The following is a 23,489-nucleotide window of genomic DNA, read 5'->3' as shown; positions in this document are numbered from 1 at the left end:
CTATGCATCAAGAGTAAAATAGGCAGCCACTCGATACGCGGCTGCCCTTCTTCACCTTGAACTCTTAAATTTTCCGCGCTGACAATATTTGATGTTCTCCGTCAATTAACGAGACAATGCAAATGCATCATGAACTGCCTGTGCAGCCTCATTGACGTACTTCTCTTCTACGAGAACGCTGACACGGATCTCGGAAGTAGAAATCTGCAAAATGTTTACTCCTGCATCATACAATGCTTCAAACATCTTAGCTGCAACACCTGCATTAGACATCATTCCGGCACCGACGATAGATACTTTGGCAACGTTAGTGTTCACTGTTGTCTTCTCGCATTTCAGACTTGTGTTAGCATGTCTTTCCAATGTCTCCATTGCCGTGTCTGCCTGATCTCTGGTTACCGTAAAGCTGATGTCCTGTGTTCCGCCATGCTCTACAGACTGTAAGATCATATCTACATTGATATTGTGATTTGCTAAATGCTGGAACAGCTTAAATGCTACGCCCGGCTTATTCTCTAATCCAACTACTGAAATCTGTGCTACATTTTTATCTGTGGCTACACCACTTACTAACATTTTCTCCATTTTACTTTCCTCCTTTACTACAGTTCCTTCACTTGTATTCAAACTAGAACGTACTACCAACTGTACGCCGTATTTTTTAGCCATCTCAACAGAACGATTGTGCAATACACCGGCACCAAGACTGGCTAATTCCAACATCTCATCGTACGTGATCTCGTCTAATTTACGAGCATTTGGTACGACGCGTGGATCTGCAGTAAAGACACCATCTACATCTGTATAAATCTCGCAGGCGTCTGCATGTAATGCAGCTGCCAATGCTACTGCTGTCGTATCGGAACCACCTCTTCCGAGTGTTGTGTAATCATCAAACTTATTGATTCCCTGGAATCCTGTAATTACTACGATACGACGATTATCCAACTCATTACGGATACGCTCCGTATCAATTCTCTTCAGACGAGCATTACCATACACTTCTGTCGTATGCATCTGCACCTGAAAAGCATTCATGGAAACTGCCGGAACACCGAGAGAGTCCATTGCCATTGCCATAAGTGCAACGGATGTCTGCTCACCTGTTGTAAGAAGCATATCCAACTCTCTGCGGGACGCCTTCGGATTAATATCCTTTGCCATATCCAACAAAACATCTGTCTGTTTGCCCATTGCAGAAAGAACGACTACTACCTGATTTCCTTTTTTGTAATCTTCAATACAACGCTTCGCCACATTAAAGATCCGCTCTTTGTTGGCAACGGAAGTACCACCAAATTTCTTAACAATTAACATATCTATCCTCTTTTCTGCTCATATTACTGAGCGGCTTATTATTTCGTCTCCGGAACACGGATCTTATTGATCACATTGCCGAGTGAATCTGCTGCTGATGCATAAGCTCCCTCTGTGATCTCTCCCGTAATAAATGCATATTCGTCCGCATATCCGGCATCAATCTCTGTCACATCGCCAAACGCTTCTTTGACCTTAGCTGCATTCTGTGACTTATCTCCACGCAAACGCACGAAGAAGCTGCTCTTGCTCTCCTCAAAAGGCTCTAAAGCGATCTTCTCGGCACTCCACTGTACCTCAACGCATTTTCCTATGTTTTTAGCGACTTCCATAACATCGGAAACGACCGCACTGGCTGTTGCCAGCTTGCCGGCGCCCTGTCCATAGAACATGACATCTCCAACCATATTTCCTTTTACTAAAATAGCGTTAAATACATCGTCTACGCTATATAATGGGTTCTCCGGATAGATCAGCACCGGTGCAACTTTTGCGCTGATGCGATCTCCATCTTTCTTGCTGGAACCAAAAATTTTTACTTTGGCCCCGATCTTACCGGCATATACGATATCACGGTCTGTGATCTTGGTAATTCCCTCTGTATAAACATCGTTAAAATCCAGTGTCTTGCCATAAGCAAGAGAAGTTAAGATTGCGATCTTGCGGCAGGCATCATATCCTTCCACATCTGCAGTCGGATCTGCCTCTGCATAACCAAGCTGCTGCGCCTCTTTGAGCACTGTGTCAAAATCAGCTCCCTTATTGGTCATCTCTGTCAAAATAAAGTTCGTTGTACCGTTTAAGATACCGGAAATCTCCAATATCTCATCCGGATTCAAAGAACTCTGCAGTGGGCGGATAATCGGAATACCACCACCAACACTGGCCTCAAACAAGAAACTTACATTGTGGTCTTTTGCTATCTGAATAAGCTCCGGTCCAAAATCAGCCACCAACGCTTTGTTGGATGTGCAAACACTCTTCCCGGCCTCCAAACTAGCCTTTACAAACTCATAGGCAGGGTGTAATCCTCCCATCGTTTCTACAACCACATGAACCTCCGGATCATTTTTGATCACTTCAAAATCATGTACCAGCACTTCCTCTACCGGATCTCCCGGAAAATCTCTCAAGTCCAGCACATATTTTGTACAGATCTCATCCCCGATGCGTTTTGCGATCATCGCATTGTTCTCGCGAATAATATCAAAAACACCGGATCCGACTGTTCCGTAGCCTAACACACTTACGTTAATCATAGTTTCCTCCATTTCTCTGCCAATGTATTTTTATTTATGCCAGATGCCCCCTTACAAAAAGGAGCATAGAGCACACTGCTCATTTACTTTGTGATCCATGCTAAATATGCATTGATAAACGGATCCAGATTGCCATCCAAAACGTCTTGCACATTACCGATCTCAGCACCGGTACGATGATCTTTGACCATGGTATACGGCTGCAGCACATAGGAACGGATCTGGCTTCCCCAGCCAATCTCTTTGGATTCGCCTCGGATACCGCTCGCCTTTTCCAACTGCTCCTGCTGTTTTAAAATATACAGCTTTGCCTTGAGCATCTGCATTGCCTTATCCTTATTCATATGCTGTGAACGTTCATTTTGGCACTGTACCACGATCCCTGTCGGGAAATGGGTAATTCTAATTGCAGAAGAAGTCTTATTGATATGCTGACCACCCGCTCCACTGGAACGATATGTATCGATACGAATATCATCATCTGCGATCTCAACATCAAGATCTTCTTCGATATCCGGCATGACATCACAGGATACAAAGGATGTCTGCCGTTTGCCGGCTGCATTAAACGGTGAGATTCTCACCAAACGGTGCACTCCATGCTCTGATTTCAGATAACCATACGCATTTGCGCCATTGATCTGCAGCGTAACTGATTTATAACCCGCTTCATCACCATCCAGAAAATCCAGCATTTCAACTTCAAATCCATGCTTTTCTGCAAAGCGCTGATACATACGGCACAACATACTTGCCCAGTCGCAGCTTTCTGTTCCACCGGCACCGGCATGAAGCGTTAATATTGCATTGTCTTTGTCGTATTCTCCACTCAAAAGTGTTTCAATACGCAGGGATTCATATTCCTGCTCAAATTGCTGCAGTGAATCTTCTACTTCCTCCAACACGCTGACATCATTTTCTTCCTCCGCGATCTCGATCAACATCAAAATATCATCGCGGGCGCTCTCCAATGACTCATAGCGTTCTATCACGGATTTCAGCTTTTTGGACTCCTGCACGATCTTGGCAGAATGTTCCGGGTCATCCCAAAATCCCGGATCTTCCATTGTCTTGTCCAGTTCTTCCACTCGATCTCGTTTATTAGCGAGGTCAAAGTGAATTCCCCATTTCAAGCAGTGGCTGTTCATAGTTTGCAAGCGTCATTTTGACTCTGTCAAACTCTACCATACCAACTCACCTCTTTCTATATTTTATCAATTATATCCTTCCGGCTCACGATCCGTGAACCGGAAGGCACTATAATACTTATTATGCACGGCGTCCGCAGCACTGTTTGTACTTACGTCCGGAACCGCATGGGCACGGATCGTTTGGCTGTACCTTCTTGGTTGTACGGCGCTTTGGCTGTGCCGGCTGAGACTCATCCTTATTCGTTCCGGTAACCTTAGCAACCTGCTCACGCTCTACTTTCTGCTCGATCTTGATATGTGTGAGCGCTTTTACAGTCTCCTCTGTGATCGAATCAATCATTGCATTGAACATATCAAATCCGGCGAATTTGTATTCCACAACCGGATCTCTCTGTCCATATGCCTGTAATCCGATACCTTCACGAAGCTGATCCATATCATCGATATGATCCATCCACTTGTTATCAATAACTCTCAACAGAATAATTCGCTCAACCTCACGGATCTGATCCGGATCAGGGAATTCTGCCTCTTTTGCCTCATATACCTTAACGGCTTCCTCTTTGATTTTCTGTGCCAGATCCTCTCTGGTACCATGTTTTAACATCTCGTCGTCAAGCTGAATTCTCTTCAACGGTATGATCGGAAGCAAGACATTATTTAACTCCTGTACATCCCAGTCTTCTGCACTGCCATCCTCCGGAATGACTGAATTTACGCAATTTTCCACTTCATCGGTGATCATCTTGTAGATCGTATCACGCATACTCTCTCCATCCAGAACACGACGACGCTCTTTATAGATCACTTCACGCTGCTCATTATTAACACGGTCAAACTCCAGCAAATTCTTACGAATACCAAAGTTGTTACCCTCAATCTTCTTCTGTGCATTTTCGATCGCACTGGAAAGCATCTTGTGCTCTACCTGCTCTCCGTCCGGCATAGCATCAAACAGTCCCATGATTCGCTCTGAGCCGAAAAGACGCATCAGATCATCTTCCAAAGAAATGTAGAATCTGGATTCACCAGGATCTCCCTGACGTCCGGCACGACCGCGCAACTGGTTATCAATACGACGGGACTCATGTCGCTCCGTACCGATGATCTTCAGACCACCAAGTTCCGTAACCCCATCGCCAAGCTTAATATCGGTACCACGACCGGCCATATTCGTTGCGATCGTAACGGCACCCTTCTGTCCGGCATCTGCAATAATCTCTGCCTCCAACTCATGGAACTTCGCATTCAAGACTTTATGCGGAATGCCTGCTTTCTGAAGTTTAGCACTCAGATACTCAGAAGTATCAATTGTGATCGTACCGACCAAAACAGGCTGCCCCTTCTTGTGAGCCTCTACAATGTCAGCAACAACGGCATTGAACTTATCCTCTTTGGTCTTATATACTGCATCATTATAGTCAATACGCGCAATCGGCTTGTTGGTAGGAACTTCAACAACGTCCATCTCGTAAATCTCACGGAACTCTTTTTCCTCAGTCAACGCAGTACCGGTCATACCGGATTTCTTCTCGTATTTATTAAAGAAGTTCTGGAACGTGATCGTTGCCAGTGTTTTACTCTCTCTCTTGACCTTAACATGCTCTTTCGCCTCGATCGCCTGGTGCAGACCATCCGAAAAACGGCGTCCCGGCATGATACGTCCCGTAAACTCATCAACGATCAAAACCTCATCGTCTTTTACCACATAATCTTTGTCGCGATGCATCAAAGAATGTGCACGAAGCGCTAAGTTGATATTATGCTGCAATTCCAAGTTGTCCGGATCTGCAAGGTTCTCTACCTGGAAGAAACGCTCTGCCTTGCGCACACCTTCTTCTGTCAGATTTGCATTTTTATCCTTTTCATCGACAACATAATCTCCGGTTTCCTGCTGTTCCTCATTCATGAGAATATCCATCTTGGAAAGTTCTTTTGCAGTACCTTTGGTCAACTGTCTTACGAAAATATCACACATCTCATACAATTTAGTTGACTTGCCACTTTGACCGGAAATGATAAGTGGTGTTCTCGCCTCATCGATCAATACCGAATCCACCTCATCGATGATCGCATAATGAAGACTTCTCTGTACAAGCTGCTCCTTGTATACAACCATGTTATCACGCAGATAATCAAATCCAAGTTCATTATTAGTTGCATACGTAATGTCACAGTTATATGCCTCACGGCGCTCATCATTATCCATATTATTTAAGATAACACCAACCGTGAGTCCCAAAAATTCATGTACTTTACCCATCCACTCAGCATCACGCTTTGCCAAGTAATCATTGACGGTAACGATATGGACACCTTTGCCCTCTAACGCATTCAAATATGCCGGCAATGTAGATACCAACGTCTTACCTTCACCGGTACGCATCTCTGTGATACGTCCCTGATGTAAAATAACGCCACCGATCAACTGTACTCTATAATGACGCATATCCAATACACGAGTAGCCGCCTCGCGGACAGTAGCATACGCTTCCGGCAGGATATCGTCCAATGTCTCACCGTTCGCCAAGCGCTCCTTAAATTCAGGCGTCTTAGCCTGTAGTTGCTCGTCTGTGAGCTTCTCAAATTCCGGTGCTAATGCTTCAATTTTATCAACAATCGGAATGATTCGCTTTACCTCACGCTCACTGTGAGTACCAAAAATCTTAGTAAATACACTCATAATTATCTCCTAATCTAAAATTTATAACAAACCAATCTAAAGTATATCATTATCCCCTTTCAAACGCAAGGGGTGCCAACAGCAATTTCTCGTTCTCAAAAAAAAGAGAAGACTACTTATCGATTGCTCTCAAAATAGTCTTCTCACGCTTATCTTTCTCTTTACCTAATCCCTAAGGATCTTATACCTTACCTATAATCTCTCTAAAATTCCGGCTCGATCAATCCGAAAGTGTTGCCTTTACGCTTATAAACAACATTGACTTCATCTGTCTCTGCGTTACGGAATACATAGAAATTATGTCCTAACAGATCCATCTGAATACATGCTTCTTCCGGATCCATCGGCTTCATTGCAAATCTCTTAGAACGGATGATCTTGATCTCATCATCATCATGGATCTCTTCCTCAACAAACGCTTTACTAAGACTAGCTGCCGTCTGTTGCTGATCTACCAATTTATTTTTGTATTTGCGAAGCTGTCTCTCAATGATCTCCTCTACAAGATCAATGGATACATACATATCATTGCTTACCTGCTCAGCACGTACAATATTTCCTTTCATTGGAATCGTAATCTCGATCTTTTGTCTCTCCTTCTCGACACTTAACGTCACGTGAACTTCGGTTTCCGGAGTAAAATAACGCTCTAATTTGCCAATCTTCTCATAGATGGCTTCCTTGAGTCCTTCTGTAACATCGATATTCTTTCCGCTGATAATATACTGCATAGTTACCACTCCTTTGCTGTTTAATGGTTATATTATACCCCAACTCGTCCACAGAATCAAGTGAAAATGCACAATTTTCATTTTGTAATAAGAAATTTATTATGCAATTTTTACAATTTCATATCATATAACGAATATAACCCGCGTTTTGCAATGCATCACATTACCCATTAGCGACGTGCGCCGCAAGGTGCACGCACAAAACGGACATTCCTGTTCGGAATGTCCGTTTCTATTTCGTATAAGATATAGTTTGGGATATTATATTCTAAAAATTATCCCAACTTAGCCTTTGCTGTCTCTACTAAGCTAGCAAATCCTTCCGGATCACTGATTGCCATCTCAGACAACATCTTACGGTTGATATCGATCTCAGCCAATTTCAAACCATACATAAAACGGCTGTAAGATAAACCATTCATTCTAGCTGCTGCATTGATACGAGCGATCCAAAGTCTTCTGAACTGTCTCTTTCTCTGCTTTCTGCCTGCGAAGGAAGAGGTAAGTGCTCTCATGACAGACTGCTTTGCAACACGGTACTGTTTAGATCTTGCTCCTCTGTATCCCTTTGCCAGCTTTAATACTCTATTATGTTTCTTCTTTGCGTTTAATCCGCCTTTAATACGTGCCATTATTACGTTCCTCCTTCTATTATTTTGAATATGGAAGCATGCGCTTCATCATCTTTGCGTTTGTTGCATCAACCTCAACAGCCTTACGAAGAGTTCTCTTTCTCTTAGTAGACTTCTTGTTCAAGATGTGGCTCTTGTTTGCTTTCATCTTCATCAATTTACCTGTTCCAGTTGTTTTAAAACGCTTTGCTGCTGCACGCTTTGTTTTCATTTTTGGCATGATAAAATCCTCCTTAACATTTGTTTATTTATTAAAGAATGTTTCACAGAAACTTCTGCAAATAACACACTTTATTAGCGCTTCTTTGACAAAAACATTACCATGGATCTGCCTTCCATCTTCGGCGGCTTATCCACAACCGCAATATCCTCTACCTTTTCAAAGAAACTGTCCAGGATCTGCTTACTGTAATTGATATGTGTCATCTCTCTTCCGCGGAAACGAAGTGTAACTTTTACTTTATCTCCTTTTCCTAAGAACTTTCTTGCATGATTTGCTTTGGTGTTCAAATCATTGACATCAATATTTGGAGAGAGGCGAACTTCCTTAACTTCCATCGTTTTCTGCTTCTTCTTGGCCTCTTTTTCCTTACGTGCCATTTCATAACGATATTTGCCGTAATCAATAATCTTACATACCGGTGGCTTTGCACCCGGAGCAATCTTTACTAAATCCAGATCTGCCTCTCGTGCAAGTTTCATCGCATCTCTAGCTGACATAATGCCAAGCTGCTCTCCGTCCTGTCCAATCAGACGAACCTCTTTGTCTCGGATCCTCTCGTTAATCATTAAATCGCTAATGGTCGTACACCTCCAACTTTCTTCATACTCTTTTTCATTTTACCCAAAGAAAAAAACGCGGGTTTCAAAGAGAAATCCACGTTCTTGCAAAAGGAAATAATATATCATAATACAATGATTATATATATTTTATACACTTTTTAGTAACCCAAGTCACTTGCTCGTGCTAAGGTGAGAGTGGATACTCTTCTTTGGTTGTGTATGATCACACAACAGTCATATACTAACACATCTTTTTTTGGGTGTCAATATCTTTTTTTGGGGGCAGCACTCTTTTTTTAGGCTACACTCTTTTCGGGGAGTCATCACATTTTTACGACTCTTTGTAATAGCTTTGTACGATCGCGATGATATCCCGCTCTGCACTTGGGGTCTGGGCAATGATCCGGTCGATCCCAGCTAACATGGATGCCTTTGCCTCATCATTTTCTGCCATGCGTTCCCGTAGTTTTTGGCGGCGTATATTTAAGGCATGACGCACCTCCACCATTTCTTTGGGATCTATGATTGCTAATGTCTGACTTAGCCAGATATCCGGTGTCGCAACATGATTATCACGCAGCAATTCCAGCAATTGATCCTGCACAAGCTGCAGTTGTTTTGTATTTTCCTGGAATTTGCGTTCATACTCCTTGGCACGCACATATTCCTGCCATATCTTTTCAAACTCCGCAGCATCTTTCACCTGAAACTTAGCCCGATCATAATCCAACAGACTGCGGTTATTAATGTATTTGATCTTGACACGGTTTAATAACGTCGTCGCCTTATTGATCTTTTTGCCTAACAACGCCGCTTCTGTCCGATTACGCAATGATTCCGCAAATATTACCGTGGCAGAAATTGCCGCAAGCAATATCGTTCCCAAATATGGATATGTCATATCTACTTCCATCGCATAGTACAACACAGCAAACAATACAAACAACGATATAATAAGAAGAATGACAAACTTTGCCATCTTTTTCAATGTTCTCTGATTGGCGATCACCTGACGCTGCTGCCGGTGAAGATCTTTTTTCGTCTCATCCAGCTTTTCAATATCTCCATTGATCGATGTCTGATACATTTCGGCATCATACATTTTCTTTACTTCTCTGCCAAGAACTTCCTCATACGGATCTAATAATCGGATCTGTGCATCCGTGATCGTGAGGCTGCGATTTTTGTACTGATTGCGTTCACGAGTCAGGTTCATGATACGTTTGCTTAAGTCATGCAGCGTATCTTTTGCTTCGCCGGATATTTCATCGATCCGCTGAATATCCGTCAATCGCTCACTCACCTTGTCATACTCGACCGTCGCCAACTCACGCTGATGTTCTATTTCACGGATTGCCTCACAGCACTCTGTGACAAGTCGCTTGCTTTCTGCAACATCTCCCGGTATTAATTCATTATCATCAAACGCTTCCGGCAAAGTTGTTCCCTCATTCGATACTGTTTTCTGTGTCTGTGCACGCCTGCGGTCAAATTCTTCCTGTGCCAAACGCATCTGCTCTGCCAATTCTGCTGCTTCCTGCTCTTTCTTTTCCCTACGTCTACGATTCCAAAATGCCATACCTTCCGCCTTTCTGTATATTATATACTGATCTGCTGACGATACTCCTCTTTCCATTCTCGGATCATCTCATCGATACGATCATAATATTCCGGCAGCTTTCCATTACTCGCCGGAAAACGCATCTTTTTGATCTGTCGCACTTTTACAGCGATCGAACAGCGTTTTTTACATTCTTTGTACTGATCTTCGATAGAGACCAGCCGATCCGGTAATAACCGCAACGTACTTACCGCCTCCTGCCAGGCTTGTTCATTTCCGGACAGGTGTAGTGCCGCCAAATAACACTGTAGACTTTTCTCTTTTTTATTTGTCTCATATGCCCGCAAAAAATAATCCGATGCCTGCAAATACTCACCCAGCAGACCAAGTGCCACGCCGATATTATGATAAAGCGGTGCATATTCTGCCGGACTTGCCTGCATCATATCCTCACTACGTAAGATTGCCTGATATCCCTCGACCGCACTTTCATAGCAGCCGCTCTGTAACTGCGTATCAGCCTTGATCTTACGGCATTCTCTCTCCGGAAGATGCTCTGTTTCTTCCATAATATGTACCATTTCATTGATCTGAGGTTCATCAAAATAATCGCAGCTGCAGCAGATTGTCACAACAACATCTTTTAACGCATCCTCTCGTGTTGACATTGCCTCTAATTTATCAGCAAGTTCTGTTAATGCCAGTTCCTCCCTGACCCAGCTTACGAAGCCTTTGCCAAAAATATCCCTCTGCAGCAGATAAATATTGTGCGCAATAAAATAACATACTTCTTCAATGGAATATACCCGCGTATCCCCTAATTGGAAGTGATACGGCCGTTTTGCAAGCCTGCCGCAGCACTGTATCAATCGTCCCATAAAAACCTTACCTTTCTGTGTCTTCAGTTACAGACTAAAAACACAACGAACACCTCTCATTTATAGACGGATACATCGTTCCCATATCCGGTTGCTCGTCGGTGATATTTCTCCGAATCCATTATCTTTCAGCGTGATCACTGCCGTCTCCCGATTCGAAAAACGTACCCGCACCGTAAATCGTGTCGTTTTATTTTCTCTTCCTTGAAAACCACTCAATGACAACATATGTATTTTGGTCTGATGTTTGATCACATCCTGGACCGCGATCTGAATCTCATATTCCTTATCCGGGATCACATCAACACTAGCATCAACCTCTTCCCAAAGACTTCCTGCTTTTGCCAAAACCACATCCTGCATCTGCGCCTCATGATAAACCCGCAGAGATACATTGGCCGTGATCATATCCTCATCTAACAAAATACATTGATCCAGCTTACCCTCTCCACTAAGTTCTCTAGCCGCATAACAGGCACCTTTCGTAAAAATATTATTTCCCCGGAACACTCGACGGCCATTACATAACTTTTGCAATGCCTCTTTGGCCCACTCGCCATCAAATGCATCCCCCTGCGCATACAACGTTGTCACGGCCTGCTTATGCATTGCTGTCTCTGCAATATTCACGAATGCATACTGTGCATCTACCGACTCTTCCTCTAACATAGAGTAGTCAAATACATTTGTCAGATTCTGCGTTGTAACACCGACGATCCAAGGAATAGTTCGCCTGTCCACTGTAATCTGTGAATAGAGCAACTCCTCCTTATTGAATAAAAACAATCCTACATTGTTCAGCCATAATTCTTTCGGCTGACTCACCGCATAATACATATAACTTAGACGATAATTTTGTATAGACATGCGCTCCGGATACAAATTAAGCTTTTTGCCAACCTGATGCAGCAATTTGGTAAGTGCCGGCGTCTTGTCATGCACTGTAATGACCAGATGTTTGATCCTTTGCTCCGGAAACTGCTGTGTCACTGCACTAAGCAGCTTGAGCAGATACCGTTCTAACACCATTTCCGTTTGAAAAGTGTGTCCCCCTGCTTCAAACGATGTTTTCTGAAAATGTTCCAACAGGTGATCCAATATGATCTCCTCACCACCGTCTCCCTCCTGATCCGGAAAGCGCCACGTTCCCGAAGCTTTTAACCACTTTAACGCCATCGGAAACTCATATACCATCTCACCATTAATTTCTCTGCCTAGTGGAACTGCCTCATATTCGGTGCGATCAAAGCAGGTGATCTGTGAAGCCTGTTTGCCGAGATCTATGCCCAATAATAATTGATTTTTTTCGTCCATCACACACCTCCTACAACGGTTCAAAGATCGACGCTGCTATCTCTCGCTCCATTGTGAATGATTCCATTAAGTCGATCAATTTTTCATCTTCTCCGGAATTTTTAGCCGCCATCATCTCATTTAACTTCGCATATCTGCTGCCGGTATCCGGATGAATATCGTCTTTGCCTGTCGTAATTTCCTGCACTTCACTACGATGATCCTTACCATTATAATGTTCTGTAATATAATACTCTAACCTTTCATCCTCGAACAGTACAAATTCCCTGACATGGATCCCCGCAAAAACATTGTGCATCTTCACTTCTGCATATTTTCCTTTGTCAGCTCCCACATAAATCCGGTAATGCAATGCCACATCATGATCCGGATTTGCGATATATTCCACATAAACCTGATCCAGCACATGCTCCGGCAGACTGATCTTGCCATAAAAATTCCGGTAAAAGGCAAATATCATCTTTTGATCATATAACTTTCCTACATGGTAATCTGCAAATTTTGCTTCCTCTTCAGAAAGCTCTGCTTTACCGCTCATGTGCTTTAATACCGCCAGCAAACACGGCATATCCTCTTTCTTCTGCACATCCACAAAATAATCTGCGAACAGTTCTTCCGGTAATTCACGTCCACGCAGCAAATATTCATAAGCCATCCACTTCTTAAACGCACGTATGATCTGCTTATTGCCCGCATGCTCTTTATATTGTTCAAATACCGTAAAAACCTCCGGCACCACTTCTCCCGAGAAAATACTCTGTGCTAATAACCGCTCTTCCAAAGACTCTCTCGAAAGATCCCCTGCTGCCTGCCACAGACAAACTAACTCTGCAACGGTACCACTGAAAAAACGCATCAAATATTTAAGGACCGGCTCGCTATACGCATTTTCTGTAAATAATTTCCAAGCCAGGCATAACATTCTCTCATCGGGCACTGCAGAAGCATCCTGAAATGCCTGTTCAGAAATTGTCTGCAATCTCTTTATCGGAATCCCTTCAAAACCAAACTGTAAAATTCCTTCCATCGCTTTCGCAAAACATTCACACCAGGCACAATATTCAATCATGCGTCCCCTCTCGCCGGCTTCTACTGTCGTCCAGTCGAGCTGTTCCAATGCTTCCTCCAAACGACCTCGTTCTCCTCGCTGATAAAAATACTGCATCTGCTTTAACTCTAGCGCATGACGGTAGTTCTCACGAAGCCCCTCACACGCCAAAAGCTGTGCACGGAGTTCTACCGTTTCTGCAGTGTCCACCACCTGCTTTGAAGCCTGTTCTCCCAACGCCAGCAATAATGCCCGGTTCTGTTTATCAAAGCGGTAACATACCTCTTTCATCCCATCCATTTCCAATAATGGTTTCAACCGATACCAGGAATCATCTGCGTAGCGGTGATATTCCCGATCGATCAAAAAGAGCTTTGCCCGACTTGTAGCACAAGTTATAACCGCTTTCCCCTTTACAAACGGTGCAAAATGCTCCTCAGATAGTTCCGGATGGCTCACATAGACCCCCACCATATTCGGATTATCGCAGGTAATCTCATACTGAAGAAGAAACCCAGCCAATTGAACTGCCATCTCTTTGTCAAGCACTTCTTCCGTAACAAACTCATTGTATAACACACCAAGATTCGTACTGATCCTGCCCTCACGCAGTTGCTTCCACGTAAAGTTCTGCATCAGTGTGCGATAAGATTCATATGTCTCCGGATCTTTGTCCTTTTGCCGCACAACGTAAGCATATAACATCGCCTTTTTATCGACAGTCAGATGGTTATCATATAGGAAATACAAAAGCACAGAATGCGTAAATGCCATTGTTTCCTTCTCATCGATCGAATACATATAATATTCGTATAGTTCCGTAATTTTAAGATTATGATTCACACCACGCTCATACCAAACAAAGGCATCTTTCGTTGTGATCTGTCCCCTCATCAGCATCTTGCAGATCACTGTTAATATCTCATCCTCCGGATAACGCTCGTACAGTAATGTCATATCCTCCAACACTCCTGCCGAATACTGACGCAATCTTCCTGCCAGATACACATAGCGCAATGCCGTCTCTTTTTCAATAAAGTGGTTCTTGCAGCCCCAGTGAAGTGCCTGAACGATCACTTCAGAAAGTTCCGTTAAATACTTCGGTGTATCATTTAATATCTGACAGATCTCCAAATAAAAGATCGGACTGTAGCATCCATCAGTAAGCTGTTCTAATATTGTCGTAAACTTCTTTTTTTCAGACTGCAACTCCGGATCCAGATACAAAAGGCACCAGAGCACCTGTGCATCCTGTCCTGTCTCCTCATAGCAATCACGTATCTGACGGATGCACTCTTCCTTTACTGACTCGTCATCCGTCCAGATCCCCTTCAGATAGCAAAACCCCGCATAGCGCTCCGGATGTTCTTTCCTTAGCTCTTCCGCCTGCTCCTCCAGACTGTTCAACCCTTTTGTCACAACCTCTGCCTGGTGTTCCATAATGGCAAGATGGATGCGATACAACTGTAGTCTGGTGCTGTTTTTTTCTAATCCACTCCCCTGCAAAAGCTGATCCATCTCCTGCAGATAGTCCTGCAGCGGAAGTCTGTTCATACAAAACGCCAAATGACGTTTCAACATTTGGCACAAAGTACGCTGCTCTCTGCGATTTTTCTGCGCCTTTTCATGCTGTACTCCCGGTTTGACTGCCACGACAGAAATCTTAATGGTCTGTCTCGTATTTTTTATCTCAATGCGGGCATAATTCTTCCCCATAACCATCTGTTCCGGATCAATCTCATACTTGCAGACAAAACGATCCCCTACAAACTCTTCTGTTGTAATATGTGCATTCTCTATACGAAGAAAGGACGCATCAGAACATATCTGAAACTCCTCGTATCCCCAAGTGTTTTTCGTGATGCTAATCTCGTCCTGAAACGCTTCTCTACAAGCATCATACTGCCTATACACCTGTTCTACAGCAATCGTAACCGGCTTCTTTTTGCCGATCGACACCAAAAAATTGTCCAATGCGTTCTTACGCCCTGCAGACGCACGCAGTCCATCATAAATTGCCTGTTTCTGTGCGTCCTTCGCCAACAATCCATCGCGAAAGGCCGGCGTGTCAAACAACTTCACCCCGGCTTCTATATCTTTTTGTACCAGTGAGACAAACCGGCTTAAATCTTCAATCTGATGTCCAGATGCCTCTGCCTTCACAGGCTCCTTTGGAATGCAAAGTGAAACTTTCTCATTACCGCAGTCCGAAATGATCTGCAATACACTTTCAAAATTCTCTCCGGGTTTCACCCGCTCCATGTCGACCGATACAACGATCGTACTGTCCACGCCACGAAAATTGACCGGATCGATCGTGATCTCCGGAGCATGCGTTGTCACTATACCTTTCATCAGGTGTCTCTTCTCGTTCGATATTACAAGGCTTGTCTGATACACCTGCTTTGTAACATGGTTCCAGTCGAGTACCTCCGGCGTCACAATCACCCGTGACTGTTCATATTCATAATTTCCTTCCGCCAACCGGTTAATCTTCTCTCGCATACCGTCCTCCATGCCTGTACTAATTCCCTCAAACACCACACATTCCGATCATCTCCCCAAACCACATAATAAGTAATATATGGTTGACCAACACCTTCTGAATGTGCGAAGTTTGTGCAATTTATAGTATAGTATACCATTTCTCTTGGTCTTGCACAACACCCGACACGGGTGTATACTACCCTCAAAGAAAGGAATGACAGTTATTATGAATAAACTAGAACCAAAAGAACATTTTCATGGCAGCGATCTCGAAAAGATCGAAGAGATCTACGGTATTCCCAAGGAGAATATCATCAGCTTCTCCGCCAATGTGAATCCGCTGGGTATCTCCTATGATCTGCGCAAAGAACTTCCAAAACACTTAGATGCAATTACGCGTTATCCTGATCGGGAGTATACCTCCCTTCGAAAGTGTATTGGTGAATACGTGCATACCGACTATGAAAACATTTTGGTCGGCAACGGTTCCACCGAACTGATTTCTTTGGTAGCTCAGATCATGCAGCCAAAAAATGCATTGATCGTAGGACCAACCTACTCGGAATATGAACACGAAATTTCTTTAGTCGGCGGACGTTCTCATTACTTCCGCCTGCAGGAGAGTGACCGTTTTCTCCTCGATATCAAGGCACTCAGCAAAGCATTGACCAAAGACGTCGATCTGCTCGTGTTGTGCAATCCCAACAACCCAACCTCTTCTCAGATTGACCGTCAGACAATGCGCATTATTTTGGATAACTGCAAGGAACACGGTATTTTTGTTATGGTTGATGAGACTTATGTGGAATTTGCACCTCACCCGGAAGAAATCACCTCGATCCCGCTGGCAGAATATTACAATAATCTGATCATTTTACGCGGTATTTCCAAGTTTTTTGCAGCTCCCGGACTGCGACTGGGATACGCTGTATGCGGCAACCGTAAACTGCTGCATGAGATCGACAGCAAAAAGAATCCGTGGACGATCAATTCTCTCGCAGCTATCGCCGGCGAGATCATGTTCCGTGACAAAGCATATATTCACGATACGTATCAATTGATAGCAAGCGAACGGGAGCGTATCTGCCGGATCCTTGACACCCAAGATACTCTCACTTATTACCCGCCAAGTGCAAACTTTGTCCTTCTTAAAATACAAAAAGAAGGCGTCACTTCCGAGGATCTGTTTGACACTGCCATTCGACAGGGTCTTATGATCCGCGACTGTTCCACCTTCCCATTTCTAGATCAGAAGTTCATTCGATTCTGTTTTATGATGCCGGAAGACAACGACAAGCTGCTTGATGTATTGCTCCACAAACTGCAATAAAAAAGCAAAGCCAGCGCTTTGCTTTGCAAGAATTGCTAAAGCAATTCAGTATTTCTATGATAGAAACGATCACCCAAGCGTGACCTTAAGAGATATCTTATTACGACCCCTAGAGGCTTTCCTCGATACGACAACCTTAACCGTATCGCCGGACTGATAGTTTCTAAGGGTCTCTTTTATTGCTGCAGGTGTAGAAACATCATTATCGCCGATACGCAGGATAACATCGGCTGTCCGCATCCCCCCCTTAAAGGCAGGAGAAACCGCATTTACATCATCGACGTAAACTCCCTGCGCCAAATTCAACTTTTTCGCCTCTGCTGTGTCCACCGCACTTCCCATTACTCCCAAATAAGCATCGGTATGTCCCTGTATCATCGTCTTGATATAACCTTGTAAACTCTCGATCGCAATAAAAGCAGACTCTGAAGTTCCGGTGATATCCGTATAATTTTTGGTTAAAACGCCAATCATTTCTCCTTTGGTATTCAACACAAAACCCGCTCCATCCTTACAATATGGTATATTCATCGTACACAGAGCAAGAGAAGAATCCGGCACAGACACCGAAAGCTGATTATTCGTGATAATGCCGGAATTAACGGAATACATAACACCATTTGGCTGTCCGACCGCTAATATTCTTGACCCCAATGCATTTTCGCGCACAACTTTGCGTGTGATGATCTTTAATTTATTCCGTGTATCCTGCGAAATATCTGATTGTTTCACTCGGTATACTGCCATATTGATCCCGGTATCACAACCCGCCAACTCTACCACGGCCTCACTGCCATCTGCAAATGTTGCTACCATCTTCAGATGTTCCTGTGACGTATTATATGAAGTCAATATATACAGATACCTCTTAGATTTTTGAAACAAAACACCACAAATATGCTTGCTGTCTGTAGAAAGCATCTGCTCCGAATCTTTGCGAAGCTGAACAAGCGAAGATTTTGCTGCATTCCCATTATCGATCAATTGCTGTGTGAGATGATCATATTGTTCTAGGGAGGATAATTGTGACAGATCACTTTTCTGCGCCGGATCAGTTTCCCGTGCGGCTGCTTCCGTACCGTCAGGCTCTTGATCTGACGGTGCCGGCGTTACATAGATAATCTCCGTGTCCAACGCCTCCACCGGCATATATTTACGCATAATATAAAAAGAACTCATTGAAATAACAGCAAATAGTATCAAGATTCCGCAAAACAAGGCGATTCGTCTTACTATCTTACGCATCTTTTCTCTCCCCTGTGGGCGGATCTGCTCCTTGATAAACTGATATTTCCGTTCCTCATGTGATTTTACATTCTGATCGGAATCCTCCGTGTGATTTTCCTTCATTCCACATCCTCCATGCCATCTGTATTCCTATGCTTTCCTTCTATCTCTTAAAGCTGCATTTGTATGCAAAACTGTCTAAACCAAACTTTATTTTAACATATACTTATGAATAAGTTATGAACAATGCATGAACCAAACCCTATTTTTTGTAAAGTTTCGGGCTGTCAACGTACTTCAGGAATGACCGGATTTAAGGTGCAGCACTTGCAGTATAACCTATTTGTAGTGTATTATAATGTTGGGGTACGTTTTGAATAACCTTGATCTTTGGATCAATTAGCAGGACATAAGATGCCTGACACTCGAAATATACGGATCCGGAAAGGAATACCAAACAGCTATGAATAAAAAAGTTTTAAATACATTGGAATATGACAAGATCGTCGAGCAGCTTGCTAAGCTGGCGGGTTCTGATGGCGGCAAGAAACTGTGCCGCTCTCTGACACCGATGACAGACCGCGATGAGATCTTAGAAGCACAGCGCGAGACTTCCGATGCTTTGACGCATATTATGACACAGGGGCCAATCTCCTTCCAGGGCGTGACCCCCATTAAAGAAAGTCTAAAACGCTTAGAACTCGGTGCACCTCTTAGCATGCGGGAATTGTTAGACATTTCCTCTCTATTAGCCTGCGCAGGGCAGACCAAGCACTACTTTCGCAAGAGCTTAAATGAAAACGAAGAGACAGGCGACTGCCTGAATGAACGTTATCAACTTCTCGAACCACTTGCACCTCTGATGCAGGAGATTCGTCGATGCATTATCGCGGAAGACGAAATGGCGGATGATGCCAGTGCCGGTTTGAATCAGGTACGCCGCAAATTAAAAAGTACCGGTGACCGTATCCACGAACAGCTTGGCGTTCTCCTCAACAGTCATCGTTCTATGCTGCAGGATGCCATCATTACTATGCGAAACGGGCGCTATTGTCTGCCGGTCAAGGCAGAATACCGCTCCTCTTTTCACGGAATGCTGCATGATCAATCTGCGACGGGAGCCACGCTCTTTATTGAACCAAATTCTGTCGTTAAATTAAATAACGAGATCCGTGAATTAGAACGACTGGAGCAAGATGAAATAGATAAGGTGTTGGCGGATTTAAGCAATCAAACTGCTGAGCAAAGCTTCTTGGTCGAACAGGATCACCGAATCCTGACAGAGTTGGACTTTATCTTTGCCAAGGCAATGCTCGCCAAACAAATGAAAGCAACCAAACCTCGTTTTCCGGAGGAGCGCTTTATCGAGATCAAACAAGGACGTCATCCTCTGATCGCAGCCGATAAAGTTGTTCCGATCGACGTGCATTTAGGTCGCGATTTTTCTTTATTGATCGTCACCGGTCCAAATACCGGTGGTAAGACTGTTTCCTTAAAAACCGTTGGACTGTTTTGTTTAATGGGACAGGCCGGTTTACACATTCCTGCTTTTGACGGATCAAGCTTACGCATCTTTCACGAAGTATACGCCGATATTGGTGATGAGCAAAGCATTGAACAAAGCTTAAGTACATTTTCCTCTCATATGGTAAATACCGTATCCATCTTAGAGCAGGCAGACGAAAACAGTCTGGCACTCTTTGATGAGCTCGGTGCCGGTACTGATCCGACAGAGGGTGCGGCACTCGCTACCGCAATTCTTGCGAATCTGCATAAGCGCCATACACTTACCATGGCAACAACACACTATAGCGAGCTCAAGCTCTATGCATTACAGACGCCGGACGTTGAAAACGCATGTTGTGAATTTGACGTTTCCACTCTACGCCCGACTTACCGTCTGTTGATCGGTGTTCCCGGTAAAAGTAATGCGTTTGCCATTTCCCACAAGCTGGGACTGTCCGACGATATTATCGAAGATGCCAAACACCACGTAGCAAGCGATGCTACACAGTTTGAAGATGTACTTGCAGATCTGGAGCAGACACGTATCCGTCTTGAAAAAGAGCTTGCCGATGCTTCAGAAAGCCGCAAAGAGATTTCCAGACTGCGCAAAGAATTACGCGAAAAAAACGACAAAATAGACAACTCCAAAGAACGCATCCTGCAAAATGCAAACGAAGAAGCAGGTCGGATCTTGGCAAAAGCCAAAGACTATGCGGATGAAACGATCCGCAAATACACAAAATGGGCAGAAAGCGATGCACATATCCGCGAAATGGAGGCAGAGCGCACCAAATTGCGGGAACAGATCAATAGCAAGCAATCCCATTCCTTAAAGCCTGCAAAACCAAAGAAAGCATCCGGTCTCAAAGCAAAAGATCTGTTCATTGGTGCTGACGTCCGCATTTTATCTTTAAATTCTGCGGGAACGGTCAGCACATTGCCTAACGATAAAGGCGATCTTTTTGTACAAGCCGGATTGCTGCGCACAAAAGTAAATATTCGGGATCTGGAGTTGATCAAACAACCAAAGCCGGAAAAAAATAAGACGAAGAACACCGGAAGCGGCCGTATCGGTATGAGCAAAGCCGCTACCATGCATCAGGAAGTCAATTTGATCGGTATGACGGTCGATCAGGCAATGCCTGTCATGGAAAAATATCTGGATGATGCCTACCTTGCACATATGACACAGGTAACCGTGATCCATGGCCGCGGTACCGGAGCACTCCGCACAGCGGTACACAACCGTCTTAAAAAATTAAAATATGTCAAGTCGTATCGCTTAGGCGAATTTGGAGAGGGCGACATGGGCGTTACGATCGTCACCTTCAAATCCTGATGATCAACTTATGACATTGTCTATCTCATAAAGGAGGAAACACAACATCATGAAAGAAAAACAAAGAATACTCGTTGTCGATGATGATGAAAATATTGCAGAACTCATCGGATTATATCTCAACAAAGAATGTTTCGAAACAAAACTGGTCTATGACGGCGAGCAGGCACTAAAAGCCGTTAAAGACTTTGCGCCTAACCTTGTCCTGTTAGACATTATGCTTCCGGGAATTGACGGCTACGAAGTACTTCGAGAGATTCGCCGCGGCGGTTCCCTTCCTGTCATTATGCTGTCTGCCAAAGGAGAAACATTTGACCGCGTTTTGGGACTGGAACTTGGGGCAGATGATTACATTATGAAACCGTTTGACTCCAAAGAAATGGTTGCACGCGTCAAAGCCGTGCTTCGGCGAAGCACCAAAGCGACAGTCGGCGAAAGTACTCCGACACCGACACCGCAAGTGCCACAGCAGGAATTGGAGATCGTTACTTTTCCGGATCTTCAGATCAACCTGTCCGATTATTCGGTCCACTATAAAGACCAAATGATCGAGATGCCGCCAAAGGAATTAGAATTGTTCTATTTCCTGGCGTCCCATCCAAACCAGGTGTTTACCAGAGAACAGCTCTTAGATCATATTTGGAGTTATGACTATATTGGTGATACTCGTACCGTCGACGTGCACATCAAACGTTTGCGCGAGAAATTCAAAGACCATGATCAGTGGAAATTGGCTACGGTATGGGGAATCGGCTATAAATTCGAATTTCACGAGAAAGGGAACGCATGAAAGTAACACTCCGTCTGCAGTTTATTACTGCATACTTATTGTTGGTAATCTGCATCTTTGCGCTGATCAATACGTACGGCTACTCCCTAACTTACAATTATTTAGAGACAAAAAAAGAGCAGCAGATTTCCAGTGAAGCCTATTATCTGACTTCACATTACGCCAGTACACAAGGCACTCCTGAGGATGGTGCATTTACACTGCAAAAACAAAGTACCATGCTCAGTTCTCTCTTTGATACTCGTGTCTGGCTTGTCAGCCCCACCGGAACGATCCTTTCAGATTCTTCCGATTACAACTATGTTGGCAAAAACATCACCGATTCCGACAGTGATTTTCTAAATCGGCAATCCGTTAAGGGAGCAAGACCAAAGGGCATCATGAAATCCAATGTCCTCGCTGTCATCTGCCCTCTTACCGGTTCTAAAGAAACCAAGGGATATTTGGTCCTGTTGACACCGCAAAAAGCCATCAAGGAAGAAGCAACTCTGATCTTAGACACGATCCTGATTTGTTATTTATTATTACTTTTGGTATCTGCCATCGTATTTTTGCTGCTGTACTGGCGCAGTGTATATCCTCTCAAGCAGCTTGCACACAACGCCAAAGAGTACGCAGATGGCCACTTTGACCAAAAGCCTGCAAAATTAGGCGGAGTTGAACAGCTCGAACTCGCTTCTGCCGTAAAATATCTTGCGCAAAAAAACAAAAGCATGATCGAATACCAACGTCAGTTTTTAGCAAATGTATCTCACGATTTCCGCTCACCACTGACTTCGATCCGCGGTTATACCGAGGCTTTGGCAGATGGCACGATCCCACCGGAAATGCAGGAAAAATATCTGCACATTATCCTGTTTGAGACAGGCAGGCTGACAAAACTAACGTCAAATCTGCTGGATCTTAACCAGTTTGAGCATAGTGGTTTGATCGTAGAACTCGAACGATTTGACCTGCACGACACACTCAAAGAGACGATTGAAACATTTGAACCACAATGCGAAAAGAAGCATCTGTCCATTGATTTATTATTAGATGGCAAAGAATTATATGTCAAGGCGGATCAATCCAAGATACAACGCGTGATCCAGAACTTAGTCGACAATGCCATTAAGTTCAGCAATACTAATTCCGTTATTGAAATTCATACGGTCAAAAAGCATCACAAAGTTTTTGTTTCCGTCAAAGATCATGGCATTGGTATTACCAAAGAAGAAGCTTCTAAAATATGGGATCGATTTTACAAGAGCGACAGGTCCCGTGGCAAAGATAAGACCGGAACCGGCTTAGGGTTATCGATCACGAAAGAAATTATTGAAGCACACGGGGAACATATTAATGTGATCAGTACCGAAGGTGTTGGCACAGAATTTATCTTTTCCCTTCCGCTAGATGAAGAATAATACAAAACCAACGCGTTCCTTTGTAATGATGCTCCATATTTGGGGACGTA

Annotated in this window: 17 protein-coding genes; 4 read left to right on the top strand and 13 right to left on the bottom strand. The window is 43.8% G+C overall.

Features of this window, described 5'->3' with window-relative positions; translation table 11 throughout:
* Positions 1-105: 105 nt before the first annotated feature.
* The 12 genes from ACSAJE_RS13385 to ACSAJE_RS13330 all read right to left on the bottom strand — a co-directional run bounded on the left by ACSAJE_RS13385 (position 106) and on the right by ACSAJE_RS13330 (position 15,862).
* A complete protein-coding gene (locus ACSAJE_RS13385) occupies positions 106-1,317 on the bottom strand; it encodes an aspartate kinase (protein WP_022025227.1) in 1,212 nt (403 codons plus the stop codon).
* 38 nt (positions 1,318-1,355) lie between these two features.
* A complete protein-coding gene (locus ACSAJE_RS13380) occupies positions 1,356-2,576 on the bottom strand; it encodes a homoserine dehydrogenase (protein WP_118506741.1) in 1,221 nt (406 codons plus the stop codon).
* Between the two features lie 83 nt (positions 2,577-2,659).
* Positions 2,660-3,764, bottom strand: a protein-coding gene (gene prfB / locus ACSAJE_RS13375; RefSeq protein ID WP_118690954.1) for a peptide chain release factor 2 whose coding sequence is annotated in 2 segments (ribosomal slippage) — positions 2,660-3,688 and positions 3,690-3,764 — 1,104 coding nt in all. Because the reading frame shifts where the segments join, the coding sequence is not laid out codon by codon here.
* An 81-nt stretch (positions 3,765-3,845) separates the two neighbouring features.
* Complete coding sequence (gene secA, locus ACSAJE_RS13370) at positions 3,846-6,410, bottom strand: preprotein translocase subunit SecA (protein ID WP_458009347.1); 2,565 nt, start codon at positions 6,408-6,410, stop codon at positions 3,846-3,848.
* Positions 6,411-6,613: 203 nt separating this feature from the next.
* Positions 6,614-7,141 carry a ribosome hibernation-promoting factor, HPF/YfiA family gene (gene hpf / locus ACSAJE_RS13365; RefSeq protein WP_022025222.1) on the bottom strand — a complete coding sequence of 176 codons (528 nt, stop codon included), beginning with the start codon at positions 7,139-7,141 and terminating at the stop codon, positions 6,614-6,616.
* 275 nt (positions 7,142-7,416) lie between these two features.
* Positions 7,417-7,773, bottom strand: a complete 357-nt coding sequence (gene rplT / locus ACSAJE_RS13360) for a 50S ribosomal protein L20 (protein ID WP_022025854.1) — start codon at positions 7,771-7,773, stop codon at positions 7,417-7,419.
* Between the two features lie 19 nt (positions 7,774-7,792).
* Positions 7,793-7,993 carry a 50S ribosomal protein L35 gene (gene rpmI / locus ACSAJE_RS13355; RefSeq protein ID WP_022025855.1) on the bottom strand — a complete coding sequence of 67 codons (201 nt, stop codon included), beginning with the start codon at positions 7,991-7,993 and terminating at the stop codon, positions 7,793-7,795.
* A gap of 74 nt (positions 7,994-8,067) precedes the next feature.
* Complete coding sequence (infC, locus tag ACSAJE_RS13350) at positions 8,068-8,562, bottom strand: translation initiation factor IF-3 (RefSeq protein WP_022025856.1); 495 nt, start codon at positions 8,560-8,562, stop codon at positions 8,068-8,070.
* Positions 8,563-8,887: 325 nt separating this feature from the next.
* Positions 8,888-10,135: a hypothetical protein gene (locus tag ACSAJE_RS13345; protein ID WP_458009346.1), complete on the bottom strand. Its 1,248-nt coding sequence runs from the start codon at positions 10,133-10,135 to the stop codon at positions 8,888-8,890.
* Between the two features lie 20 nt (positions 10,136-10,155).
* Positions 10,156-10,995 (bottom strand): hypothetical protein, encoded by an 840-nt coding sequence (locus tag ACSAJE_RS13340; protein WP_118690956.1) that lies wholly within the window; start codon positions 10,993-10,995, stop codon positions 10,156-10,158.
* Between the two features lie 60 nt (positions 10,996-11,055).
* Complete coding sequence (locus ACSAJE_RS13335) at positions 11,056-12,309, bottom strand: DUF5716 family protein (RefSeq protein WP_458009345.1); 1,254 nt, start codon at positions 12,307-12,309, stop codon at positions 11,056-11,058.
* 10 nt (positions 12,310-12,319) lie between these two features.
* Positions 12,320-15,862: a DUF5717 family protein gene (locus ACSAJE_RS13330; protein ID WP_458009344.1), complete on the bottom strand. Its 3,543-nt coding sequence runs from the start codon at positions 15,860-15,862 to the stop codon at positions 12,320-12,322.
* A gap of 208 nt (positions 15,863-16,070) precedes the next feature.
* Between ACSAJE_RS13330 and cobD the strand changes: the two genes are divergently transcribed.
* Positions 16,071-17,174, top strand: coding sequence for a threonine-phosphate decarboxylase CobD (cobD, locus tag ACSAJE_RS13325; RefSeq protein WP_118690959.1), 1,104 nt, complete (start codon positions 16,071-16,073; stop codon positions 17,172-17,174).
* A 69-nt stretch (positions 17,175-17,243) separates the two neighbouring features.
* Here the strand turns inward: cobD and ACSAJE_RS13320 are convergent, their stop codons facing one another.
* A complete protein-coding gene (locus ACSAJE_RS13320) occupies positions 17,244-18,524 on the bottom strand; it encodes a S1C family serine protease (protein ID WP_458009343.1) in 1,281 nt (426 codons plus the stop codon).
* A 340-nt stretch (positions 18,525-18,864) separates the two neighbouring features.
* On the opposite strand from ACSAJE_RS13320, the gene ACSAJE_RS13315 reads away from it, so the two are divergent.
* The 3 genes from ACSAJE_RS13315 to ACSAJE_RS13305 are packed head-to-tail and all read left to right on the top strand — an operon-like array spanning position 18,865 to position 23,439.
* Positions 18,865-21,246, top strand: coding sequence for an endonuclease MutS2 (locus ACSAJE_RS13315; protein WP_458009342.1), 2,382 nt, complete (start codon positions 18,865-18,867; stop codon positions 21,244-21,246).
* A gap of 49 nt (positions 21,247-21,295) precedes the next feature.
* Entirely contained in the window at positions 21,296-22,036 is a 741-nt protein-coding gene (locus ACSAJE_RS13310; RefSeq protein ID WP_022026080.1) for a response regulator transcription factor, read from the top strand.
* Complete coding sequence (locus tag ACSAJE_RS13305; RefSeq protein ID WP_118690962.1) at positions 22,033-23,439, top strand: sensor histidine kinase; 1,407 nt, start codon at positions 22,033-22,035, stop codon at positions 23,437-23,439. Before ACSAJE_RS13310 ends, ACSAJE_RS13305 begins: the two co-directional genes overlap by 4 nt.
* Positions 23,440-23,489 lie beyond the last annotated feature (50 nt).

The organism is Jutongia sp. SJQ-6, from assembly GCF_054161275.1.
Note: the sequence above shows the minus strand (reverse complement) of the source record. Positions and strands in the feature narration are given on the sequence as shown.